14 protein-coding genes and 1 tRNA gene are annotated in these 23,796 nt (G+C 61.0%); 5 read left to right on the top strand and 10 right to left on the bottom strand.

Annotated features, from left to right (window positions below; all coding sequences use genetic code 11):
• Positions 1-22 precede the first annotated feature (22 nt).
• The 4 genes from SMD31_RS00405 to SMD31_RS00420 all read right to left on the bottom strand — a co-directional run bounded on the left by SMD31_RS00405 (position 23) and on the right by SMD31_RS00420 (position 11,084).
• A complete protein-coding gene (locus SMD31_RS00405) occupies positions 23-9,226 on the bottom strand; it encodes a M10 family metallopeptidase (protein WP_320498545.1) in 9,204 nt (3,067 codons plus the stop codon).
• A gap of 351 nt (positions 9,227-9,577) precedes the next feature.
• Positions 9,578-9,653: transfer RNA gene (locus SMD31_RS00410), tRNA-Glu, on the bottom strand.
• A 115-nt stretch (positions 9,654-9,768) separates the two neighbouring features.
• On the bottom strand, positions 9,769-10,809 hold the full coding sequence (locus tag SMD31_RS00415; RefSeq protein WP_320498547.1) for a threonine aldolase family protein: 1,041 nt from the start codon (positions 10,807-10,809) through the stop codon (positions 9,769-9,771).
• Positions 10,806-11,084 carry a hypothetical protein gene (locus tag SMD31_RS00420; RefSeq protein ID WP_320498548.1) on the bottom strand — a complete coding sequence of 93 codons (279 nt, stop codon included), beginning with the start codon at positions 11,082-11,084 and terminating at the stop codon, positions 10,806-10,808. The genes SMD31_RS00415 and SMD31_RS00420 overlap by 4 nt, the downstream gene beginning before the upstream one ends.
• A 43-nt stretch (positions 11,085-11,127) precedes the next feature.
• On the opposite strand from SMD31_RS00420, the gene SMD31_RS00425 reads away from it, so the two are divergent.
• Entirely contained in the window at positions 11,128-12,099 is a 972-nt protein-coding gene (locus SMD31_RS00425; protein WP_320498549.1) for an RluA family pseudouridine synthase, read from the top strand.
• A gap of 180 nt (positions 12,100-12,279) precedes the next feature.
• Positions 12,280-13,173, top strand: a complete 894-nt coding sequence (gene rpoH, locus SMD31_RS00430; RefSeq protein WP_320498550.1) for an RNA polymerase sigma factor RpoH — start codon at positions 12,280-12,282, stop codon at positions 13,171-13,173.
• A 237-nt stretch (positions 13,174-13,410) separates the two neighbouring features.
• Here rpoH and SMD31_RS00435 read toward each other — a convergent pair whose 3' ends face one another.
• The 3 genes from SMD31_RS00435 to SMD31_RS00445 form a co-directional block, all read right to left on the bottom strand.
• Positions 13,411-14,418 carry a cell envelope integrity protein TolA gene (locus tag SMD31_RS00435; RefSeq protein ID WP_320498551.1) on the bottom strand — a complete coding sequence of 336 codons (1,008 nt, stop codon included), beginning with the start codon at positions 14,416-14,418 and terminating at the stop codon, positions 13,411-13,413.
• A gap of 499 nt (positions 14,419-14,917) precedes the next feature.
• A complete protein-coding gene (locus tag SMD31_RS00440) occupies positions 14,918-15,472 on the bottom strand; it encodes a pyrroline-5-carboxylate reductase family protein (RefSeq protein ID WP_320498553.1) in 555 nt (184 codons plus the stop codon).
• Positions 15,473-15,682 (bottom strand): hypothetical protein, encoded by a 210-nt coding sequence (locus SMD31_RS00445; RefSeq protein ID WP_320498555.1) that lies wholly within the window; start codon positions 15,680-15,682, stop codon positions 15,473-15,475.
• A 271-nt stretch (positions 15,683-15,953) separates the two neighbouring features.
• Between SMD31_RS00445 and SMD31_RS00450 the strand changes: the two genes are divergently transcribed.
• From SMD31_RS00450 to ilvD, 3 genes are all read left to right on the top strand, one after another.
• Positions 15,954-17,096: an ImmA/IrrE family metallo-endopeptidase gene (locus SMD31_RS00450; RefSeq protein WP_320498557.1), complete on the top strand. Its 1,143-nt coding sequence runs from the start codon at positions 15,954-15,956 to the stop codon at positions 17,094-17,096.
• A gap of 1 nt (position 17,097) precedes the next feature.
• The gene (locus tag SMD31_RS00455; RefSeq protein ID WP_320498559.1) at positions 17,098-17,565 is read left to right on the top strand and encodes a PIN domain-containing protein; all 468 of its coding nucleotides are present in this window, start codon (positions 17,098-17,100) and stop codon (positions 17,563-17,565) included.
• Positions 17,566-18,416: 851 nt separating this feature from the next.
• Complete coding sequence (gene ilvD / locus SMD31_RS00460) at positions 18,417-20,267, top strand: dihydroxy-acid dehydratase (protein WP_320498560.1); 1,851 nt, start codon at positions 18,417-18,419, stop codon at positions 20,265-20,267.
• 179 nt (positions 20,268-20,446) lie between these two features.
• Here the strand turns inward: ilvD and SMD31_RS00465 are convergent, their stop codons facing one another.
• The 3 genes from SMD31_RS00465 to SMD31_RS00475 form a co-directional block, all read right to left on the bottom strand.
• Entirely contained in the window at positions 20,447-20,941 is a 495-nt protein-coding gene (locus SMD31_RS00465; protein ID WP_320498562.1) for a hypothetical protein, read from the bottom strand.
• 14 nt (positions 20,942-20,955) lie between these two features.
• A complete protein-coding gene (locus tag SMD31_RS00470) occupies positions 20,956-22,989 on the bottom strand; it encodes a protein kinase family protein (protein WP_320498563.1) in 2,034 nt (677 codons plus the stop codon).
• Between the two features lie 156 nt (positions 22,990-23,145).
• Positions 23,146-23,631, bottom strand: coding sequence for a DUF992 domain-containing protein (locus tag SMD31_RS00475; protein WP_320498564.1), 486 nt, complete (start codon positions 23,629-23,631; stop codon positions 23,146-23,148).
• Between the last annotated feature and the right edge of the window lie 165 nt (positions 23,632-23,796).

Below are 23,796 nucleotides of genomic sequence, written 5' to 3' on the forward strand. Positions count from 1 at the left end.
TCGTTCCGTCCGGTTCAGTCGATCAAGTCGCCATCACTATATGGGATTCATTCAAGATATCCGTAATCGACGTCAGTCCCGTGGCGCCTGTGCCGAACTTCTGGAAGGTCAGCGTGTGATTGTCATCAAACGTAATGATGACATCCTTTCCCACACCGAGATCCTGAATGCTCAAGATTGCATCATCGATCTCATCAATGATGCTGCCGTTGTGATTGCCGTTGAGATCGATCACTTCATGGAAGGCCAGAAAGTCCTGCACCTTGTTGAAATCTGTGATGATATCGTTGCCTTCACTGATGGTGGGGTCATAGAAGGTGAACGTATCGTTGCCGGCGCCGCCGGTCAGCGTATCGTTGCCGTCATCGCCGATCAGCCAGTCATTGCCGGCGCCGCCGATCAGCGTATCGTTGCCGCCGCCGGCAAACAGCCAGTCATTGCCGGCACCGCCATCTAGGGCATTGGCAGCGTTGTTGCCGGTGATTTCGTTGTCGAGCGTGTTGCCGGTCACGTTCAGCAGCAGTGTGCCGGTGTCGTGGATGTCGAAGTTCTCGACATTGGCATTGACTGTCAGCGTCGTCGCCTTGGTCAGCACCACCGCATTGGCATTGTGCAGTTCGATGGTGTCATAGGTCCCGGCCCCCGTCAGTTCCGTCACGGTGTCTTCGAGCACAGCCGTGGCCGTCGCACCGGTTCCATTCTGCGCCAGTTCGACATGATAGTGGTCGTTACCCGCCCCACCCTGCAGAATGTCGTTGCCAATACCGCCGGTCAGTTCATCGTGGCCATCGCCACCGATCAAGGTATCAATCCCCTTGCCGCCGATGAGGTTGTCGTCGAACTTGCTGCCGGTGATCGTATCGTTGCCGTCCCCGCCATCGATGGTCAGGACATCCAGAGTCTGGGCGAAGTTCACCGCCGCGGCATTCAGGATGTTGTTGAGCGAATTACCCTTCAGTTCAGCCTCGGCGTCGAACGCCTTGTAAGTGACATTCTCGACATTGGCATAATCGGCGAGGTCGATATCGACCGATGCCAGGATCGTGTCGATGCCGGACCCGACGGCATCATCCTCGACAATGTCGTCATCCGCGCTGTCGACATGATAGGTGTCGTTGCCGGCGCCGCCGGTCATGAGATCATTGCCGGTCCCACCATCAAGCACGTCATTGGCTTTGTTGCCGGTCAGCGTGTCGTCGCCGCCGCCGCCATTGAGCGTGTTGATGCCGGTGCCGCCGCTCAGCACATTGGCATTCCCGGATCCGGTGAACGTCCAGGCAGACGCGCCGGTATAGCCGTAATTCTCGATCGCGCCCACAAATTGGGTCGACACGAACGTCCGAATGACCGTGTCCCCCAGTTCGGCGTCCGTGATGGTGTCCTTGGCATTGTCGAGCACGAAAACATCGTTGCCATCGCCGCCGGTAAAGGTGTCGTTACCGAGACCGCCGTCAAGCCAGTCGTTGCCACCTTCGCCATAAAGGGAATTGGCAGCCGCATTGCCGATCAGCTTGTTGTCGACGATATTGCCATGAATCTCGGCAGCGCGGGTACCAAGCACCGTCAGGTTCTCGACATTGAAATAGTCGTCGAGCACGACGCTGTTCTTCGTCGTCAAGGTAATCTCGACTGTGTCGATGCCCTCGCCGACCTCTTCGAACATCGTGTCACTCTCGTCCATCCGGTAGGTATCGTCGCCCTGCTCGCCCTCCAGCGAATCGGCACCGATGCCGCCGATCAGGATGTCATTGCCGCCCCCGCCTTTCAGGGTGTCGTTGCCGGCACCGCCGTCGATGATGTTGTCTGGAACGCCACCGCTGATGACATTGTTCGAGTTGTTGCCCGTCAGGTTGAGCTTGGCAACAAGCGCAAGGCTCGCGTCGAGATCCTCGATCGTCGCTGCAAGGACGATGCTGGTGGCCGTCGTCGTGGCGAGGGTTCCCGTCAGCACCAGCTTGTCCGCCGTTCCCTGATTGGCGTCTTCGATCACGGTGTCTTCCAGCTTCGCCGCCGTCCCGGACAGGACCAGATCCACCACATAGGTATCGTTGCCGGCACCGCCTTTGAGGATGTCGATCCCCGCACCGCCCGTCAGCTTATCGTTGCCGGCCCAGCCCTCCAGCGTATCATTGCCGTCGCCGCCACTCAGCACATTGTTGCCGCTGTTGCCGATGATGACATTGGCGACACCACTGCCTTCGCCTGTGAGATCGGCCCCGGTCCCAACCCCCGTATCCAGCAGCGTCACGTTCTCGACATTCTGATAATTGGCAAGCACGACCGACACCAGGCTCTTGATCGTATCCACGCCCTCGTCGGAAAGTTCGGTCACCGTATCGGCCGCAGCGTCGATGAAATAGGTGTCGTTGCCGGCACCGCCTTTCAGCGCGTCATTGCCGATGCCGCCATCCAGGATGTCGTTGGCCTTGTTGCCGGTCAGCGTGTCGTTGCCGCCGCCACCATTGAGCGTGTTGATGCCGGTACCGCCGGTCAGCACGTTGGCATTCCCCGACCCGGTGAACGTCCAGGCGGACGCGCCGGTATAGCCGTAATTCTCGATCGCGCCGACAAATTGGTTCGACACGAACGCGCGCATGACGGTATCCCCCGCCTCGCCGTCGCCCACCGCGATCTTGTCATTGACATTGTCGAAGACGAACACATCATTGCCAGCACCGCCGGTATAGGTGTCGTTGCCGAGGCCCCCATCCAGCCAGTCGTCGCCACCCTCGCCATACAAGGAATTGGCGGCCGCATTGCCGATCAGCTTGTTGTCGGCATTATTGCCATAGATATCGGCAGCGCGGGTCCCGAGCACCGTGAGGTTCTCGATACTGAGGTAATCGTCAACACCGGCGTTGTTCTTCGTCGTCAAGGTGATCTCGACCGTATCGATGCCCTTCCCGATCACTTCGGTGACCTTGTCGCTCTCGTCGATCCGGTAGGTGTCGTTACCGTCGCCGCCCTCCAGCGTATCGGTACCGATGCCACCGATCAGGACATCGTTACCGTCACCGCCCTGCAGCGTATCGTTCCCGGCGGCGCCATCGATGATGTTATCGAGCTGGTTACCGGTGATGACGTTGTTAGAGGTGTTGCCGGTGAGGTTAAGCTTGTCGACACTCGCCTGGCTCGCATCCAGATCCTCGAGCGTCGCCGCGAGGACGATGCTGGTCACCGTCGTCGTGGCGACAGTGCCCGTCAGCACCAGCTTGTCCGCCGTTCCCTGATTGGCATCTTCTGTCACGGTATCTTCGAGCTTTGCCGACGTCCCAGACAGGACCAAATTGACCTCATAAGCGTCGCTGCCGGCACCACCTTTCAGGATGTCGATTCCTGCACCGCCGGTCAGCGTGTCGTTACCGGCCCAGCCCTCCAGCGTATCATTGCCAATGCCGCCGTTCAGCGCATTGTCACCGCTATTGCCGATGATGAGGTTGGCGCCGTCGCTGCCTTCGCCGCTGAGGTTGTCTCCGGTCCCGACCCCGTAATCCATCAGCGTCAGGTTTTCGACGTTGAGATAATTGCCAAGAACGACCGAGACCAGGCTCTTGATCGTATCCACGCCTTCATTGGTAAGTTCGGTCACCACATCAGCCGCGTCATCGACAAAATAAGTGTCGTTGCCGGCACCACCCTTCATCGTGTCATTGCCGAGGCCGCCATCCAGGATGTCGTTGCCGGCATTCCCGACCAGCGTATCGTTGCCGATGCCGCCATTCAGCGTGTCGGCGCCCGAGCCGCCTTCCAGGCGATTTACCCCGTCGGTGCCGGTGAAGGCCCAGGCGGACGTGCCGGTATAGGTGTAGTTTTCGATGCCCTGCAGCGTCGTCGTCAGCAAGACACTGGACTTCACCGTGTCGACGCCATCGCCACCCGTCTCATCGACGCTGTCCTTGAGGCTGTCGATGACGTAAATATCGTCACCGGCACCGCCCAGGAGAATATCGTTGCCGGCGCCGCCATCCAGCGTGTCGTCGCCGATGCCGCCTTTCAGCGTGTTGACGGCACTGTTCCCGGTGATGATGTTGTCGAGCCCATTACCCTCGACATTCCCCGCCAAGGTGCCGAGCAGCTTGAAGTTCTCGACGTCGTCCGCGACGAAAAAAGAGAGCCCCGCCTTGGTCGCCGTCATCTCGACGGTATCGGTGCCCTCGCCAGCCAGCTCAGTCGTCGAATCATTCTCGTCGACGCGATAGATATCGTCGCCATCGCCGCCTTCCAGCGCGTCAAGACCGGCACCGCCGATCAGGATGTCGTTGCCGATACCGCCTTGCAGCGTGTCATCGCCGGCGCCGCCGTCGATGGTGTTGTCGAACAGGTTACCGGTGATGAAATTGCTGGCCGCGTTTCCGGTGAGGTTGAGCTTGGCGACATTCGCATCGCTGGCGTCAAGGTTTTCAAATCCCGCCGCCAGGACAATAGTGGTGGCGGTCGTCGCGGCGACAGTGCCTTTCAGAACCAGCTTGTCGCCGGTATCGACATTGGCCTCTTCGCTGATCGTGTCTTCAAGCTTTGCCGCCGTGCCGGATTGGACCAGCAGCACCTCATAGGTGTCGTCACCGGCGCCGCCTTTGAGGATGTCCACACCCTCACCGCCGACCAGTACATCTTCACCAGCCCGCCCCTCCAGCGTATCGTTGCCGCTACCGCCGCTCAGCAGATTGTCGCCGCTATTGCCGATGATGATATTGGCGCTGCCGGTGCCTTCCCCTTTGAGATTGCTGCCAACACCGGGAGTTTCGTCCAGCAGTGTGATGTTCTCGACATTGTCGTATTTGCCGCTGGCGAGGTCGATATCCACCAGGCTCTTGATGGTATCGATGCCGCCATTGGCAAGTTCATTGACCTCATCCGCGCTATCGTCGACGAAATAGGTATCGTTGCCGGCACCGCCGGTCATCGTATCTTCGCCTTCGCCGCCATCCAGGATGTCATCGCCGGCATTGCCGATCAGCGTGTCGATGCCGATGCCGCCCGTCAGCTTATCGATGCCGGTGCCACCTTCCAGGCGGTTATCGTCGTCAGTGCCGGTGAAGGTCCAAGCCGCCGTGCCGGTATAGGTATAGTTCTCCACATCATCGAACCCCTGGGTCAGCGTCACGCTGGCCTTGACCGTGTCGATGCCATCGCCACCCGTCTCATCGACGCTGTCCTTTAGGCTGTCGATGACATAGGTGTCGTCACCGATACCGCCCAGGAGAATATCGTTACCGGCGCCGCCATCCAGCGTGTCGTCGCCGATACCGCCCGACAGGGTGTTGGCTGCGGCATTGCCGGTAATGACGTTGTTCTCGTCATTGCCCGCGACGTTGGTCGCCAGCGTGCCCAGCACCTTGGCATTCTCGAAGAACGCATCCATCTGCAGCGTGTAGCCGGCCGCCTTGGTCGTCAGCTCGATGGAATCGATGCCTTCGCCATCCGCTTCGAGGAGCTCATCGGACTCATCGATCTGATAGAGGTCGTCGCCCTTGCCGCCCTCGAGTTCGTCATTGCCGAGGCCGCCAATCAGCGTGTCGTTGCCATCGCCGCCATAGAGCGTGTCATTGCCGGCCGCGCCATCCAGGATATTGGCTGCCAAATTGCCGATGATCGAGTTGTTCTGCCCATTGCCGGTGATGTTGATCCAGGTCTTGTCCGTCTGGCTGGCATCGAAGCCTTCGATATTGGCCCCGATCGTCAGCGTCGTCGCCTTCGTCAACGCAAGCGTGGATGTGGACGCCAGTTCGATCGTATCCTCATCGCCTTCATTGACAAGTTCTGTGACCGTGTCCTCCAGCTTTACCGCACCAGACGCCAAGACGAGATTGACAATATAGTCGTCGTCCCCGGCGCCGCCCTTCAATGTGTCGATACCTGCGCCACCGGTCAGCTTGTCGCTGCCGGCACCGCCGTCAATCGTATCGTCGCCGCCGGCACCATCGAGATCATTGTTCCCGATATTGCCAATGATGACGTTCTTGCCACTGTCGCCCGTGGCATCGATGTCGATATCCTGCGCGTCATCGAGCAGGGTGATATTCTCGACGTTGAGGAATTTTCCAGTGCCGAAGTCGATGGTGATGCGGCCCTTGACGGTATCGGTACCTTCATTGGCCTGTTCGGTCACGACGTCGTTGTCGTCGTCGATGAAATAGGTGTCGTTGCCGGCACCGCCGATCAGCGTGTCTTCACCCTCGCCGCCGTCGAGGATATTGGCGACGGCATTGCCGGTGATCTTGTTGTTCTCGATGTTGCCCGTACCGTTGGCGGCGGTCCCGGTCAGCACCAGGTTTTCGATACTGACGGCAGTTTCGATCGAATAGCTGATGCTGGCATAGACCGTGTCGTCTGTGCCGTCGACATCGTCGATCGCGTCATTCACATTGTCGACGTAATAGGTGTCGTTGCCGTCACCACCCGACATCTGGTCGGCGCCGATGCCGCCGTCGAGCGTGTCGTCGTCGGCGCCACCATCCAGGATGTCATTGCCGCCGCCGCCATAGAGCGTGTCGTTGCCGATCTCGCCGAAGAGCTGGTTGACCGCCCCGTTGCCGGTGATGACATTGTCTTCGTCATTGCCATAGACATTGGCAATGGCCGTGCCCAGCAGCTTGAATTTTTCGACATTCTCGAAATCGGCAGCCATCTGGAATTCGAGCGGGGCGTCGATTGTGCTGGGCGACGAGGTCGTCATCTCCACAGTATCGATACCCTTACCGACTCCCTCGATCACAAAGTCGACAAATCCGTCCTTCTCGCTGACCTTGTATGTGTCATTGCCGGCACCGCCGATCAGCGTGTCATCGCCAGCACCACCATCAAGTACGTTGTCGGCATCGTTGCCGGTCAGTTCGTTGCTCAGTGCGTTGCCGGTGAGGTTGAGCTTGGTCGAACCCGTGTCGCTAGCATCGAGGTTTTCGATATTGGTGCCGACGGTCAAAGTCGTGACCAGATTGCTCAGCGTCGGGCCCACCAGCTTGATGGTGTCGTAATCGCCTTGATTGGCGAGTTCGATTACTGTGTCCTCGATCTTGGCTGCAGTACCGGACAGGACGAGATTGACATTGTAATAATCATTGCCGTCGCCGCCCTTCAGCGTATCGATACCGCCAACGCCGGTCAGCTTGTTGTCACTGCTATTGCCGATGATGACATTCGCCAGGTCATTTCCGACACCGTTGATCTCAACCCCGTCATCGGTCAGCGTCAGATTCTCGACATTGCTGCCGAGGGTGTAATCGATGGCACTGCGCACCGTATCGATGCCACCACCGGCACCGAGCGTTTCCGTGACGACGTCGTCTAGGGAATCGACGATATATGTGTCATCGCCCTTGCCGCCGATCATCTCGTCATTGCCGCCGGCGCCATCAAGGATGTTGGCCCCGTCATTGCCGACCAGCTTGTTGTCGTCGTTACTGCCGGTCGCATTGATCGCTGCGGTCCCCAGCAATTGGAATTCCTCGACCCCATCGGAGATCGTGTAGGTGACGGTCGACTTCACGATGTCATAACCGTCCGTGGCACTTTCATCGACCACGTCATTGGCGTTGTCGACGAAATAGGTGTCGTTGCCATTGCCGCCCGACATCGTGTCATTGCCGGTGCCGCCATCGAGGCTGTCGTTGTCGTCGCCGCCATCCAGCGTATCGTTGCCGCCCATGCCCTTCAGCGTGTCATTGCCGCCGGCGCCGGACAATGTGTTGATGGCATCGTTGCCGGTGATCTGGTTGTCCGCATCACTGCCGATGACGTCGCCGGCCTTCGTTCCCATCAGCTTGAAGTTTTCGACGTTCTCGTAGGTGGCGGGCATATCGAATGTAAGGTCGGCAGCTGTCGCCGTCATCTCGACCGTATCGATCCCGCCATTCAGCGCTTCGGTGACCGTGTCGAACTCGTCGACCTTGAAAGTATCGTTGCCATTGCCCCCAACCAGATTGTCCACCCCTGCGCCCCCGTCCAGAATGTTATCGGCATCATTGCCGGTTATGATGTTGTTAGATGCATTGCCGGTGATATTGAGCCGGGTCGCCCCCGTCCCGCTCGCATCCAGCCTTTCGACATTGGCCGCCATCAGAATGGTGCCGGCGACCGCATTGGCGACGCTGCCGCGCAGCTCAATCGTGTCATCACCCTGATTGGCAAGTTCCGTGACCGTGTCTTCGATCCTGGCGCCGGTGCCGTTCGCCACGACATCGATGAAGTAGAGATCGTCGCCGGCATCGCCGCGCAGCGTGTCGGCACCAGCGCGCCCGTCCAGCTTGTTGGCGATCTCATTGCCGATGAGCGTGTCGCCCTTGGAACCGCCAATCGCATTCTCGATCACGGCGTTGAAGGCGATCGCGATGTTGAATTGGGCATTGGCGCCACTGTTCTTCATGCCGATGGAACTGAAGGCACCGTCATGAAGATCGATTGTCGCAGTTCGGTTCTGGTTCGAGGCGTCGATCGTGTCGTCGCCCCCCGCATCCCAAAGGGTGCGCAGCTCCTCGGTCGTGTTGCTGAACATGTAGTTGTTGTCGCCCGCCTGGTACGACATGTTGGCGCCGTAGATGTACTGGATCGCCGCGATGTCATAGAGCATCAGCTGATAGGCTTCGATCATCGCATAAGGGCTGCGGTCATAGCCCATGATCGAATACATCTGCGTCTGCTGGTTGCCGGTCAGAACGACTTCGGAACTGCCCCCGCCGTCCGAGAAGGGGTGCTGCAGGCCCAAGGCGTGCCCAAGCTCATGCATCCAGGTCGAATAGCCCCACTCGCCTGGCGCCAGCTCCAAATTGGGGTCGTAATTGGGATTGACCCAGATATCGCCGCCGATCGACGGTGCCCAGGGATCAGAAGGATCCGGGTAGATGGCATAAGCCGCCGCGCCGTCGTTACCGACCATGCCAGAATAGGCGATGCGGATATCGCCGACCGAATTGGATGTTTCGGTGATTTCCTGGAAGGTGATATTGGCGACGTTCGAATAGGCCGTGAGGACGTCACGGAAAACGGCTTGTTCCTGCGCGGTGAAGCCGCGGTAGTCAGGGTCGTAGGGCTCGACAGGAAAGTTCTGGCCCGGGGGATAAGCCCAATAGCTGGTGTCCCAGACGGAGCTCGCGGTCGGAAAACTGTAGCTGATGGTGGCCGGCGTCCCGACCGAGCCGCCCCAGCGCGACCCAGCGAGCAAAGCGTCTATATAGTTGGTGCCGGCAGGGGGAACGAAGGACGTCTGGCTGGCCGTGGTTGGTGTCGGCAAGGCGGCCTCCCCCTTGATCGAATTCGATTAAAATTAGAAGTTAACAGTAATAATTAAAAACCCGACCGTCAAAGTGTGTTTATAATCTTAGATATGGTTAATAAATTCTTACAGCAAACGGCCTCTTGCGCGCCGCGTAGGATTCATTGCCGATAACTTGCCCTCAGGCGCTGCAACTCTAGCGCGACCTCTGTGACGATTGCGCCGGCAGCCAGATGACCATCCTCCGCCCGGTCCATGGGAGGGCCGCAGCCCGAAACCTGCCCCCAGGACCTATCTAGGCACGCAGAAATGCCGCCCGACCCCGTGCCAGGGCAGGATTTTTCAAACCCGAAACTGTTGAAAAAAAGGTGGCGTCCCCAACGGGATTTGAACCCGTGTTACCAACGTGAGAGGCTGGTGTCCTAGGCCACTAGACGATGGGGACCCTGGCTGCCGCGGGCGCTGAATGGCTGCGGCGCGGGCGAACTCTTAGAGGATCGCCGCACGCCGATCAAGTCTCATCTGGCAGCTTGCGCCGGGGGCCCTATCCCCCTCCCGGATCAGGCCGCCTTGGCCAGCGTGTTCGCCTTGGCGATGAAGGCGTCGACATCCGCGGCACTGGTGGCAAAGCTGGTAACGAGGCGAATGGTGCCGGGGGCCGCCCCCGGCCAGTCATAAAACTGGAAGCCGGCCTGCCTCAGCCCCGCCAGGGTCTGCAGCGGCAGGCGGATGAAGATCTCGTTGGCCTCGACCGGATAGAGAAGATGCACGCCGGGGACCGACTGCAACCCGCCCACCAGCTTCTGCGCCATGGCATTGGCATGGCGCGCGAGTCTCAGCCACAGATCGTTGGTGAGATAGGCATCGAGTTGGGCCGAGATGAAGCGCATCTTCGAGATGAGATGCCCCGCCCGCTTGCGGCGGAAGCCGAAGCTTGCCGCCAGTTCCTTGTCGAAGAACACCACCGCTTCGGCAGCCAGTGCGCCGTTCTTGGTGGCGCCGAAGGAGAGCACGTCGACGCCGGCCTTCCAGGTGATGTCGGCGGGCGTCACATTGAGATGCGCCACCGCATTGGCAAAGCGCGCGCCGTCCATGTGCAGCTTCACGCCATGCTTCTTCGTGACGGCCGCGATGGCACCCACTTCCGCCACCGTATAGGCGGTGCCGCATTCGCTGGCTTGCGTGAGGCTCACCGCCGCCGGCTGCACGTGATGCACGTCGCCAGCGCGCGCATTGTCCAGTGTCTCGGCCACATCCCTGGCGCTGATCTTCCCGCCCGCCCCCGCGATCGGCACCAGCTTGGCGCCGCCGGTATAGAGTTCCGGCGCGCCGCATTCGTCGACCATGATATGCGCTTCCGGATGGCAATAGACCGCGCCATAGGGCGGCGTCAGCGTCGAGAGCGCCAGCGCGTTGGCCGCGGTCCCGGTCGTCACCGGAAAGGCCCAGACCTCGCGCTCGAAGATTTCGCCCAGCCGCTTCTCGACCCGCGCCGTGATCTCGTCGCCGCCATAGGATGGCATGGTGCCGGCATTGGCGCGCGCGATCGCCTCGAGGATTTCCGGGGCGATGCCCGCCACATTGTCGCTGCAGAAGTTCATGGTGCACCCTTCAACTCGAATTGGCCGATCAGCCTGCCTGTCTTCATATCCGCGATCAGCACCCGGCGGCAATCGGGTGCAATCCCGGTGATCGTCAAAATCAGGCGATCCTCGTCGACCGTGGTCTGAGCCACGTCGCAGTATTCCGGCACCGGCAAGGTGGCGAGATCGAAGCCGGATTTCCCCATCCGCGTCGTGCCGGCATAGACCAGGAACAGGGCGGCGGCGACCAGCAGGACGGCAAAGAACATCACCAATGCCTTGAGAAACCGCATCTCCCGGGGTACTTCCCTGTTCAACTCATTCATGCGGCACCCAATGACCCCCATTCTCGACCTCAACATTCCCGACGACGCCAATGGCGAGCGCCTTGACCGGGCGCTTGCCGCGCTTCTGCCGGAAATGTCCCGTTCCCGCCTCAAGGCCTTGATCGAGGCCGGAAATCTGACATTAGCGGAAACCGGCGCGACGATAAACGAGCCCTCGCTCAGGGTCAAACCGGGGCAAATCTACCGCCTCGTCGTCCCAGATGCCGCCCCGCCCGTGCCACTGGGCCAGCATATCGCCCTCGACATCGCCTATGAGGATGACGACATCATCGTCGTCGACAAGCCGGCCGGCATGGTGGTCCACCCCGCCCCCGGCAACCCGGACAATACCCTGGTCAATGCCCTCATCGCCCATTGCGGCGACAGCCTCTCAGGGATCGGCGGCGTGAAGCGCCCAGGCATCGTCCATCGCATCGACAAGGACACCAGCGGCCTCATCATCGCCGCCAAGAACGACACCGCGCACCACGCCCTCTCCAAGGCCTTCGCCGATCACAGCATCGAGCGCGCCTATAAATGCCTGGTCTGGGGCCTGCCCAGCCCCAAGGCCGGCACGATCGAAACGCTGATCGGCCGCCACCCGACGCATCGCCAGAAAATGGCCGTGGTCACCCGGAACGGCAAAGAGGCGATCACGCATTACCAGGTCGAACAGGTCTTCGGGCTTGGCGCGTCGCTGGTCGAATGCCGGCTGGAGACGGGGCGCACCCACCAGATCCGCGTCCACATGACCCATATCGGCCATCCGCTCATCGGCGACCCGGTCTATGGCCGGGCGACCATCGCCCGGCGCGCCCAATTGTCGGACACCGCCCGGGAGGCCGCGAAGGCCTTCCCGCGCCAGGCGCTCCATGCCGCCCTGCTGGGTGTAACCCATCCGCGCAGTGGTGCGTATATGGAGTGGGAGTCGGAAATTCCCGCCGATATGCAGGCCTTGGCGCTGACCCTTGGAACGAAGTAAGTCCTTGATCTGTTATAGGTTTTGGCGGGACTTGAAGAACTAAAATGTTAACCTATCTTAATTAAATCGATAACCGACTTTCCCGGTCAGGTTTGGGACAGGCTTTAGCGGCGCCATTGCCTTAAAGTGGTCACGATCGGCAGGGAAGATCGGTGCATCGACAGAAAGGTTGGGGACAAGATGGCAACCACGAATACCCTTCCCGCCCTTGTCGGCGAGAACAGCCTCGGTCGCTACCTCTCGGAAATCCGCAAGTTTCCGATGCTGGAGCCGGGCGAGGAATTCATGCTCGCCAAGCGCTGGCAGGAGCATCAGGATTCGCAGGCGGCGCACCGCATGGTGACCAGCCATCTGCGTCTCGTGGCCAAGATCGCCATGGGCTATCGCGGCTATGGCCTGCCCATGTCCGAAGTCATTTCCGAAGGCAATGTCGGGCTGATGCAGGCCGTCAAGCGCTTCGACCCGGATAAGGGCTTCCGCCTCGCCACATATGCGATGTGGTGGATCCGCGCCGCCATCCAGGAATACATCCTGCACAGCTGGTCGCTGGTGAAGATCGGCACGACCGCCAGCCAGAAGAAGCTGTTCTTCAACCTCCGCCGCGTCAAAGGCCAGATCAAGGCGCTGGAGGAAGGCGACATGACGCCCGAGAACGTCAAGGAGGTGGCGACACGCCTCAACGTCTCGGAAGAGGAAGTGGTCAACATGAACCGCCGCCTGATGGCGCCGGATCACAGCTTGAACGCCCCCTTGCGCATCGACGGCGAAGGCGAGTGGCAGGATTGGCTGGTCGATGAGAGCGACAGCCAGGAAACCCGCGTCGCCGACGAGCAGGAATTCGGCATGCGCAAGAAGCTGCTCGACAAGGCGATGCTCAGCCTGACGCCGCGCGAGCGCAAGATCCTGGTGGAACGCCGCCTGAAGGATGAGCCGACCACGCTCGAGGACCTCTCGACCGAATTCGGCATCAGCCGCGAACGCGTCCGCCAGATCGAGGTGCGCGCCTTCGACAAACTGCAACGCTCGATCCGCAAACAAGCGATCGACCAGAACCTGATCGGCGAAATGGCGTAACGCCTACCACCGAGACGACAAGAAAAGGCGAGCCCGCAACGGCTCGCCTTTTTGTTTTTGGCCCGTGGGCATGAGTTCGAGACTGAACCGCCCCCCTCCCGACCTCCCCCCTGAAGGTGGGAGGCGTTTAGAGCGAGGTTGATCGATCAGCTTCAGTCCAAGGCCCTCCCACCTTCAGGGGGGAGGGTTGGGTGGGGGGCCGCAACTGAAGACTCCCCCACCCTCAGTCCTGTCGCCCTAGCTCACAATCTGGACGAGAACCCCAGGACTCGTCACCCGGTGACCGCCTTCGCTGAAATCGCCGGTGACGCGGCCGCCATCCTCGCCGGTGCTGTAGGGGAAGTTGGCGGCCAGCACGAAGCCCACCGTGCCGCGCGGCTTCACGATATAGAGCGAGGTATCGAGGCTGAAGCCGCGGAAGACATCCTTGTTGGCGATGGCACCCACCGCCCCGAAGCCGCCATCGGATTCACTCAAAGCCGCCGCCGTCTCTGTCGGGCTGTAGGCCGAGGGCAAGAGCGGTTCCGGCCCAAAATCATGGACGCCCATATATCCCTGCACCGCCACGCTGGCGGCACGGTCGCCCGGCCAGAAGGCACTCGGCACGCCCACTTCGATGAAACCGTCGAAGATGATGTAGCCATGGGCGTTGATCAGCACGAACTTGTCGGTCGGGTTCACCCAGACATAGGAGAAATGCGCCCGCACCGCGCTGTTGCGGTTCTTGCCGAAGACGAAGTTGAAGCGCGCGAAGGAATTGCCTTCCAGGATGCGGTGCTCGGTGAGATCGGCGCCGACCAGCGAAATCTCGAACGGCGTCTGCAGCAGAAAGCGCGGCGTATTGTCGGTGAGGTTGTTGAGGCCGCCGACGGCGAGATGGCCCTTGATGAGCCCGCTCGCCATGTTCTTGTGTTGCGCCGCGCGTTTGCGTGAGGCGGCGATGGCCGCCTTGTGTTGCTGGGCGGCGAGCTTCTCGGCCTGCGCATTGGCCTTGGCGGTGAGCGCATCAAACTCCCGCTTCGCGCCCTTCATGCCGGCCTGCGCGCCCAGCACCCCGGCGACCGATCTGCGCGTCGCCGTCCGTTTCGCGCGCCAGACATCGTCCGCGCGGTCGGCCTTGTCGAGGCGCGCGATCACTTTCTTCAACCGCGCGCGTTCCTTCCCCTGCGGTTGCTTGATCTGCGGCTTCTTGGCCTGCAGTTCCTTGATCTGCCGTTTCTTCACCTGCCGTTTCTGGGTTGCCATGAGCGTATCCTCCTTGTTGCCACGTGCGATGGACCGGGACGATGGACGCGGAATGTGATGGGCAGCGTCTCTTTGCGCGAAAATCCAAGCATCCATGGCAAGCCGCCGTCACGCCCGATCAGCGGCGCTTGGCGGCGTGTACGCGAATGTCACAAGCAATTGCGTCCCGCCGTGTGCGCACGCGGCGAATGCCTAAAGAGCGCGGGCGCTAGGCAGATACAGTTAGTGGACCGGACTTAAGGAAGCGGCATACTGGCGGGAGACATATTTCAGATCGCGCTGCTGAGACTGCCACGCCCTAATCCTCTCCCCCGCAGTCGACGCATGCCGACATCCGTCGGCGTGGGGGAGAGTTAGAGAGGGGGGTGAGCGACTGAAGACTCCCACCAGCGGCCCGCATCCCCTACCCCCAACGTGGGGGAGGGTCAGGGAGAGGGGGCCGCAAGTGACGGGTCTATGCAACCCTCAAGCCGCCGCCCCCACCATCTTGCGTCCCTTCTCAAGCGCCGCGTCGAGCCCCCCCGACGGCGTCCAAGAAGCCCCGCGCGATCATCGTCTCCAGCGCCGCGGCTGTCGTGCCTTGATAACCGATCATCGCCGCGATCATGCCCGCGACATCGCCTTGCACGCCGCCCAACAGTTGAGCGGCCTCCGCGACGACACTCTTCGCCGCGCGCGCGGCAAATTCCGGTGACAGGCCCTGCCCTATTGCATGCGCCATCATGGCCTGCGCGAGCAGCGCCGGAAAGGCAGCACCCGAACCGGTGAGACCCGCGCAGTAATCAACATGATGCTCTGATGAAACCTCGGCCCCCTCGCCGCAGGCATCGAACAGCGCCTGCACGATCGCCTTGTCCTCGGGCGAAACCGTCGGCGTCGCATACCAGGGCGTGAACGACTTCCCAATTTCCATCGCCGCATTCGGCATCGCCCGCACGATATCGCCGGCACCGGTGCGCGAAGCAATCGTCGCCACGGAAACCCCCGCCATCACCGAGACAACGAGCTTGCCGCGCGCATCGATCTCGATTTCGGGAAACTGCTGCGGCCGCACCTACAGCACGATGATCTCCGACCGCGCGGCGAGTTCCGCATTGTCCCGCGTCCAATACGCGCCCGCGATCGGGTCCTTGCCACGCTCACCCGACCGGCAGGAGAGCGTCAGCATTTCCGGCGCAACAAGCCCGCGCGCCACAGCCGCCGCCATCGCATTCCCCAGCCAACCATTGCCGCCGATGATGCCGACATGTTTGGTGATGTGCATGTTCACTCCTGTCTAAACCTTTGGCCCGGACTCAAGCGATCTAGGGGCGACGGACCGTTTAAAGGTTCCATTGAGATCGCCGACTCGAAAGCACCAACTCTGCTTACAACTTCCGGGAGCAAAGTCGCGGAACCTCTTGCCTCCACAAACTTAAGACTCTAACCTTCCTTCGTATTGATGGCACTATAGGAGCGATCGTTCGCGAGAAAGCTTCTGATCTTGCTGGATCAGTTAGACCGAATACTTTCTTGAGTTATCGTAGGATGCTGTCGTGGCTAATGAGGGACTGCCAATCAATCCTGAGATCGTGACGTGGGCTCGCAAGCGCGCTGGGCTTTCGCTTGATGATGCGAGGACCAAATTCAGACGCATTCAAGAATGGGAAGAAGGCACTTCATCACCTACTTATCCACAACTGGAGCTGTTATCCGACGCCTTAAAGATCCCCGTTGCGGTGTTCTTTTTTCCGGATCCGCCCCCTGTACCCAGAATCGAAGAGACTTTCCGGACTCTGCCTGAGGCAGACGTCGAACAGCTTCCAAAGACTATTCGCATGCTGCTGAGGAAAGCGAAGGCGCTGCAACTCAACCTCATCGAGATGACCAGCGGCCAAAATCCCGCGAAGCGTATCATCACTAATGATCTTAGCTTTGCTCCAGAAGTTTCGATCGCTGACATGGCGCGATCAGTGCGTGATTATCTGGGCGTATCTATACAAGAGCAGGTCACGTGGCCTGACGCGGACACGGCGCTAAAGAAGTGGCGTGACGTGTTCACTGGTGTAGGCGTCTTCGTTTTCAAAGACGCCTTCAAGGACGAGGATTTCTCTGGCTTCTGCCTATATGAAGATAATTTCCCGATTATCTACGTCAACAACAGCACGGCCAAAACGAGGCAAATCTTCAGCCTGTTCCATGAACTAGCGCATTTGTTGTTTCACACGAGCGGAATAGACAAGTTCAACGATAGCTACGTCGACAATCTTAGTGGTGATGCGCAGCGCATTGAAATTCTCTGTAATAAGTTCGCAGCCGTAGCGTTGCTTCCAGAGGAAGCGTTAAGCGCAGAGTTGAATAGTCAACGTGCCGACCGTGCGCTCGCAGAGCGAATTTCTGCGAAATATAACGTTAGCCGAGAGACGATCTATCGCAGGTTCCTGGACCGAAACCTAATACAGCAAGCAGAGTATCTCGACGCAGCCCGAGTTTGGCTGGCGCAACGTCGCAGGGGTGAAGGAGACGGCGGCAATTCATATTGGACTAAACTGTCGTATCTCGGTCGCGAGTATATTTCTCTAGCACTTAGAGAGTATCACCAAAACCGCATCGACGAGACAAAGCTTGCCGAATACTTGCTGGCGAAGCCCAAACACGTTGCGGTTCTTGAGGAGTACTATCTGAGAGCAGGCGCGTGAAATGTACGTATTCGACACGTCGCCGTTTTCGACCCTCTTCAAAAACTACTATCGCTCGCGCTTTCCATCGCTTTGGAAGCTATTCGATGAAATGGTGATCGATGGGCGCATCGTTTCAACCCGCGAAGTCGGTCGAGAGATCGCGGACGGTCCGATCGAAGCAGCGCGACTTTGGGCGGTCGGCAACCAAGCCGTTTTCACAATCCCTGGCGCTGACGAGGGAGCATTCGTCGGAAAGATATTCGCTGTCCCGCAGTTTCAGCAGAACATCGAGCAGCAGAAACTTCTCAAAGGGGGGAAGCTAGCAGACCCATTCGTCGTCGCTAAGGCTGCAGCAAATGGTTTCACCGTAGTTACTGTCGAGAAGTTCAAAGATAACTCAGCCAAGATTCCTAACATCTGCCAACACTTCGGGGTGCCGTGCTTCGATTTGGAGAGGTTTATGGAAGAGGAAGGTTGGACTTTCTAAATTTCTAGCCAAAGAGATAGCCCCGGTGATCAATCTCAAAGTTCCCATTTTGTTCTTGATTCTACTCTAGGAATCTGTTACTATTCAAACTGCGCGCATTTGATTACGAGTTCGACCGGCCCGCCGGTCATGGGCAATCGTTCGACTGTTCGCCGGCACAGGCTTCAGCTCTTCCGTGGGGTCACGCCGCGGGTAGAGGGGGCGCAGGTCGGTGGGGAACTACCCGGTGTTCCGCGACGGTTGCGGCATGCCTGGGCCCCACGTCAGGCCGTGGCGATACAGCGGCAGCCTGGAACGGCCCCGCTTGTCCGCAAGCGGGGGATAACCGTCGTTCCCGCCTGGATGGATGCGCAAATCCCATCTCCTGTTGAGCCGCATGCAGGTCACGCGGCTTCCCTGCGGGCCGCCCGGGTCAATCGGCCTTCCGCACGTTCGCGCTGGATCAAGCGACGTCCCTCATGATTCGCTGGGTGATGCGGTCCCTGTGATCGGCAGGTCAACCGATCGACGCGAGCCGGCGGTCATGCGTCGTCCCACCGCCTACTGTTCGAGCGATTGCCCCCGATCGTATCACTGACCGACGTATCACTGACTGGCCCATCACTGACCGGCCCATCGCTGATCGGCGTACCATCGATCGGCCCGCCCGAGACGACAGCACGAACGAAAGGGTAGCAACGATGCCTCATAAGCGTCTGCGCGCGGCGCGGGGCTCGTTTCCTTGACCCCTCGCGCAGGCTGCCATATGACATTTTGTGACGCGCCGACCAGCGCATATTGACACTTTAATACCGGCCGCCAGCCCAGGCATATCCGTCGCCGTGGGCCAGCCGCCTGAAGGAGACCGCGCGATGCCTGCCTATCGTTCCCGCACGACCACCCATGGCCGCAACATGGCCGGCGCCCGCGGCCTGTGGCGCGCCACCGGCATGAAGGACGGCGATTTCGGCAAGCCCATCATCGCCGTCGTCAACTCCTTCACCCAGTTCGTGCCGGGCCATGTGCATTTGAAGGACCTCGGGCAGATGGTGGCGCGCGAGATCGAGGCGGCAGGCGGTGTCGCCAAGGAATTCAACACCATCGCGGTCGATGACGGCATCGCCATGGGCCATGACGGCATGCTCTATTCCCTGCCCTCGCGCGAGCTCATCGCCGACAGCGTGGAATACATGGTCAACGCCCATTGCGCCGATGCCATGGTCTGCATCAGCAATTGCGACAAGATCACGCCGGGCATGCTGATGGCGGCCTTGCGCATCAACATCCCCGTGGTCTTCGTCTCCGGCGGCCCGATGGAAGCCGGCAAGGTCGTGTTGAAGGACAAGACCGTGGCGCTCGACCTGGTCGATGCCATGGTGGCCGCGGCCGACGACAAGTACACCGATGCGGAAGTGGCCAGCATCGAACGCTCGGCCTGCCCCACCTGCGGGTCCTGCTCGGGCATGTTCACCGCCAATTCGATGAACTGCCTCACCGAGGCCTTGGGGCTGTCGCTGCCGGGCAACGGCTCGACGCTTGCCACCCATGCCGATCGCAAGAACCTCTTCCTCGAAGCCGGGCGTTTGATCGTTGATATCACGCGCCGCTATTACGAAGAGAACGACGCCAACGTGCTGCCGCGCAACATCGCCAATTTCAAGGCGTTCGAGAATGCCATGAGCCTCGACATCGCCATGGGCGGTTCGACCAACACCGTGCTGCATTTGCTGGCGGCGGCGCATGAGGCGGGCGTCCCCTTCACCATGGAAGACATCGACCGCCTGTCGCGCAAGGTCCCGTGCCTGTGCAAAGTGGCCCCCGCGAAATCGGATGTGCATATGGAAGACGTGCACCGCGCCGGCGGCATCATGGCGATCCTGGGTGAGCTCGACCGCGCCGGCCTCCTCAATCCGGATGAGCCAACCGTGCATTCGAAGACCATCCGCGATGCCCTGCGCCGCTGGGACATCAAGCAGACCAACAGCGAGACGGTGCAGAAATTCTTCCTGGCGGCCCCCGGTGGCGTGCCGACCCAGACCGCCTTCAGCCAGGATAAGCGCTGGGAAGGCCTCGACCTCGACCGCGAGAAAGGCGTCATCCGCGACGCCCCGCATGCTTTCTCAAAGGATGGCGGCCTCGCGGTCCTCTCTGGCAACCTCGCCATCGACGGCTGCATCGTGAAGACCGCCGGCGTCGATGAAAGCATCCATGTCTTCTCCGGCCCCGCCCGCGTCTACGAGGCGCAGGACGACGCCGTCTCCGGCATTCTGCTGGGCGAAGTGAAAGCGGGCGATGTCGTCGTCATCCGCTACGAAGGCCCGCGCGGCGGCCCCGGCATGCAGGAGATGCTCTATCCGACCTCCTATCTGAAGTCGAAGGGCTTGGGGAAGGAATGCGCGCTCATCACCGATGGGCGCTTCTCGGGCGGCACCTCGGGCCTCTCCATCGGCCATGTCTCGCCGGAAGCGGCCGAGGGCGGCTTGATCGCGCTCGTTGAAAACGGCGACCGGATCGAGATCGACATTCCCAACCGCAGCATCAAATTGGCCGTGCCGGACAATGTGCTGGCCGAGCGGAGGAAGGCGATGGAAGCCAAGGGCAAGGATGGCTGGAAGCCCTCTTACACCCGCAAGCGCAATGTGACGCCGGCCCTGAGGGCCTACGCCCATTTCGCCACCAGCGCCGCCAAGGGCGCCGTGCGCGATGTCGATCAGGTGCGCTGAACTTTTTTAAGTCGTCATGCCCGGGCCCTGTCGGCGCATGCCGACATGCATCGGCGGGGACCCGGGCATCCACTCTCTCCAGGCGAATTGTGGATCCCCGGGTCCCCGCCGACGCGTGTCGGCATGCGCCGCCGGGGCCCGGGGATGACGGAAGAAAAAAGAGGGGGCCGGCGCTAGGCTCAGTCCTCGTCCTCGACCTTCGGGACTTCCTGCACGCCATAGGCGCCGCGGACGGCCTCGCCCCATTCCTCGACCAGGCGGTCCTGGTCCTTGGTCAGGGAGCGCAGGCGCAAGGCGGTCTGTGTATCGGCGATTTTGCCGACGACCGCCGGCATGAAGCCGAAGACGACCCAGCCGACGCCGGCGCCGACCAGTGCGCAGAGCCAGCCGTAGCTGTCGCCGAGTGTCGGGCGGATGTCGCCCATCCCATGGCCCGCGGCCCAGATAAGATGCAGGAAATAGAGACAGCCGATCAGGTTGAAACCGCCCACGGTGATGGAGAGGCGCTTGCCGGGCGAGGTGTCCACGACCCGCGCCACCACGGTCGGGATCATGCCGGCCCCCACCACCACCGCACTCGGCATGAAGATGAGGGCGATCAGCACGATCGGAACGATGATCATCCAGGTCTTGATGCCGATCTGGCTGGCGGCGTTGGCGCTGTTATCGGACATGCGGCATCATCACCCTAGAACAGCATTGTAAAGACGCCATAGGCCGCAAGGCTCGCCGAGCAGGCCAGCGCCGATGTGGTTGCCGCCACCTTGTGCGCGATGCCGCGCACGCGTGCCGTATCGGTAAGGCCACCACCCGTCAGCCACAGTCGCCCCCGCTCCAGATTGGCGTATTCCTGGATCGCTGCGGCAAAGCCGTCATTGTCAGCCTTCTTCAGCGATCCCTCGCCGTCGAGCAGCAGCAGCATCTCGTCGAAGCGGCACTCCTTGGCGTGCTTGTCGATCTCGCTGCGGATGTGATCGCGCATGCCGGTATTGTGGAAGGCGGCAATCACCGGCTCCAGCATCTCTGCCACGACCTGGCCCAGGCGCGGCAGGCTGTATTGCTGGTGCACGCGCTGCACGATGGCGAGCAGCCGCAGGATCGCAGTGCGATAGAGGATTTCGTCATTGCGGTTGGCCAGCGCGATCATCTCGTTGTCCATCAGCCGCTTCATGTTGGTGGCGATGAAGGCCGCAATATGCCGGTCCATCGGCAGGGTCCCGTGCGGTGCCCCCGGAATGGCGGCATCCATCGCCGGCAGCAGATCGGCCATCTCGACCACATAATAATCAGCGACCAGCGGCGATTTGCACGGCGTCCCGCGATCAAGCTCATAGAGCACGCGCTCAATGCCGTAGCCCGGCCCCTGGCGGTCGATCACCTTGTCGACCGTCTCCAGCGAGCGTCTCAGCTGCATTTCCTCGGGGCGCAGGTTGGGCTGCTCCTCGAACCAGTTGTGCGGCAGGCGGGCGCGCATCGCTTCGGCGATCTGCTGCACCTTCTCCTTGCGCTCATAGTAATGCGACAGCATCGCGCCAAGACCCGTCAGGCTGGTGCGGATTTCCTTGTAGCAAAGCGGCAGATGACCGCCCATATGGATGATGAAGCGGGAAACCGCGCGGTCGCGTATGCCCGATTGCGGGCCATAGGCGGCGGCAAGGCCGTGGATGCGCATCATCTTGTCCGGCGCCTTCTCGTCGCCGAAGCCGCGCTTGTACCAATTGTCAAAATCGCTGCTGGTCAGAAGGGCGATCGCTTCGTTCCAATGCCGCGACATGCCGTGGGCGAGCGCCGGCTTGTTGAGATAGTCGACGCCGCAGAATTTCAGCGGACGCGACGCGCGCTGCGGCACGCTGGGCAGGGTCGGGTTGAAATGCGCGCCGGTCATCCAGCCTTCCAGCTGCTTGATGGTCCAGCGATCGGAAACCTTGTCGCACAGCACGCCGCGAAAGAATTCAGCCAGGCTCGGTGCCAGCTTCTCGCCGCCGGCCAGCGTCGAGAACGAACCGGAATTGATCTTGGCGTTGATGATCTGCTCGTCGGTGAAGTTCGCCACGGGATCGCGGCCCAGATAGAGCATCAGCCCCGTGACACCCATCGCATAGATGTCCTCCGCGGCGGACCCGCCACCGCGCCCGATTGGATCGGCCATGGCGGCATCGATCGTCTCGAGCGCCGCCGATTGATGGCTGCCCGGTGGCGAGGCAAGGCAATCGCCGAACATGATGTCGCCGCCATTGCCGCTCTGGTAGTACAGATTCTGCGGCCGGATCGCACGGTGCGGCAAGCCGATCAGCACCAGGTCGCGCAGCATCTGGACCGCGGGCTGCAGGTAGTTCTTCAGCAATTGGGATTCGTTGAGGGTCGGCAGTTGGTTGTTGGCGCCGACCACCTTCTCGCCGGCCGGAATGCCATAGATGAAGACCGGGCGCCGGCCCCACAGCACCTCGCTGCCCTCGACGCCGACCGGCCAGTCGACGATCCCGCTGGCAACTGGCCACATGAGGTAATTGCCAGCGGCATTGCGGGTCGGCGCGATGCCGAGCCCCCGATTGGCAAGATGCCCCGGCGCGATCAGGGCAAAGACCTTGCGCGAGGAATCCACCCGGTCGGTCGCCGCATAGGCTTCTGCCATGCCGCTGTCGAAGGCCGAGAGGCGTTTGCTGGGCACGATCTCGTAACGATCGCCCAGTTCTACCGCCTCCATGACGCCCGGTGCTGCCATCGTTCCATCCCGCAGGCAAATTCTGCCCCGCCGCGAAGGGATTCCGGGCGGGTCAAAGATTGTGATGCAGTTTTGATGCCGGAGTGGTTAACAACGGGTTTAGGAAAGCCTTCCCGCCACTCCATCAGATGGATCTGGCCTTGCCTTGCTGAGGGGCTATTTGCCGGTATAGAGCGTCAGCTTGGCGACACCCGCTGCCACCGCGACGCCGACATTGCCGCTGACGGTCACCGGCTGCAGCGCGATCTGGCGGGAACTGCCGCCGAAGAGCGCGTTGGCGCCAACGCCCAGGCCCGCCGCCACATCGGCGCCGGCCCCGCCATAGGTTCCTTCGAGGGCGCCCTTCTCCACATGGCCGGGGGCGACGACACCCCAGAACATGCGCGATTCCCGGCTGAAGCCGATATCGAGACCCCAGCGGCGGATCTCGCCATGATAGGTCTCGACCGTGCCGTCATTGCGCTTGAACTCGCAGGCCACGGTGCGATTCGAGCCGATGATGTAGCCGACCCCTTCGCCAACGGTGCAATCGAGCACGCCGATATTGACGCCCGTCCCTGCCCCCACGGCGTGACTTGCCGGCAGGCTGAGTGCCGCGGCAAGGCCGAGGGCGGCGGCATATGGCGCGAGTTTGGCGAACATGGACTTTCTCCGAATCGGCGGGTCTTCCCGTCCTTTGACAGTCTACCCTGGGTTTGCCTGGTCCAACAGCTTCAGTCGGAGAAAGTTCCGGTAACCCTGCCCGGCGTTTTGGGCCCTCCTGCGCCGCCCAGGAATCGCTTAAGACTTTGCCGGATCATCCGGGAA

It is taken from the genome of Dongia rigui (genome assembly GCF_034044635.1).
GTDB lineage: Bacteria > Pseudomonadota > Alphaproteobacteria > Dongiales > Dongiaceae > Dongia > Dongia rigui.

Coding starts and splice junctions, on each gene's coding strand:
- SMD31_RS00415 (WP_320498547.1), bottom strand. CDS start 10,809: ATGAACTTCTGCAGCGACAATGTGGCGGGCATCGCCCCGGAAATCCTC.
- SMD31_RS00420 (WP_320498548.1), bottom strand. CDS start 11,084: ATGCGGTTTCTCAAGGCATTGGTGATGTTCTTTGCCGTCCTGCTGGTC.
- SMD31_RS00425 (WP_320498549.1), top strand. CDS start 11,128: ATGACCCCCATTCTCGACCTCAACATTCCCGACGACGCCAATGGCGAG.
- rpoH (WP_320498550.1), top strand. CDS start 12,280: ATGGCAACCACGAATACCCTTCCCGCCCTTGTCGGCGAGAACAGCCTC.
- SMD31_RS00435 (WP_320498551.1), bottom strand. CDS start 14,418: ATGGCAACCCAGAAACGGCAGGTGAAGAAACGGCAGATCAAGGAACTG.
- SMD31_RS00445 (WP_320498555.1), bottom strand. CDS start 15,682: ATGCACATCACCAAACATGTCGGCATCATCGGCGGCAATGGTTGGCTG.
- SMD31_RS00455 (WP_320498559.1), top strand. CDS start 17,098: ATGTACGTATTCGACACGTCGCCGTTTTCGACCCTCTTCAAAAACTAC.
- ilvD (WP_320498560.1), top strand. CDS start 18,417: ATGCCTGCCTATCGTTCCCGCACGACCACCCATGGCCGCAACATGGCC.
- SMD31_RS00465 (WP_320498562.1), bottom strand. CDS start 20,941: ATGTCCGATAACAGCGCCAACGCCGCCAGCCAGATCGGCATCAAGACC.
- SMD31_RS00470 (WP_320498563.1), bottom strand. CDS start 22,989: ATGGCAGCACCGGGCGTCATGGAGGCGGTAGAACTGGGCGATCGTTAC.
- SMD31_RS00475 (WP_320498564.1), bottom strand. CDS start 23,631: ATGTTCGCCAAACTCGCGCCATATGCCGCCGCCCTCGGCCTTGCCGCG.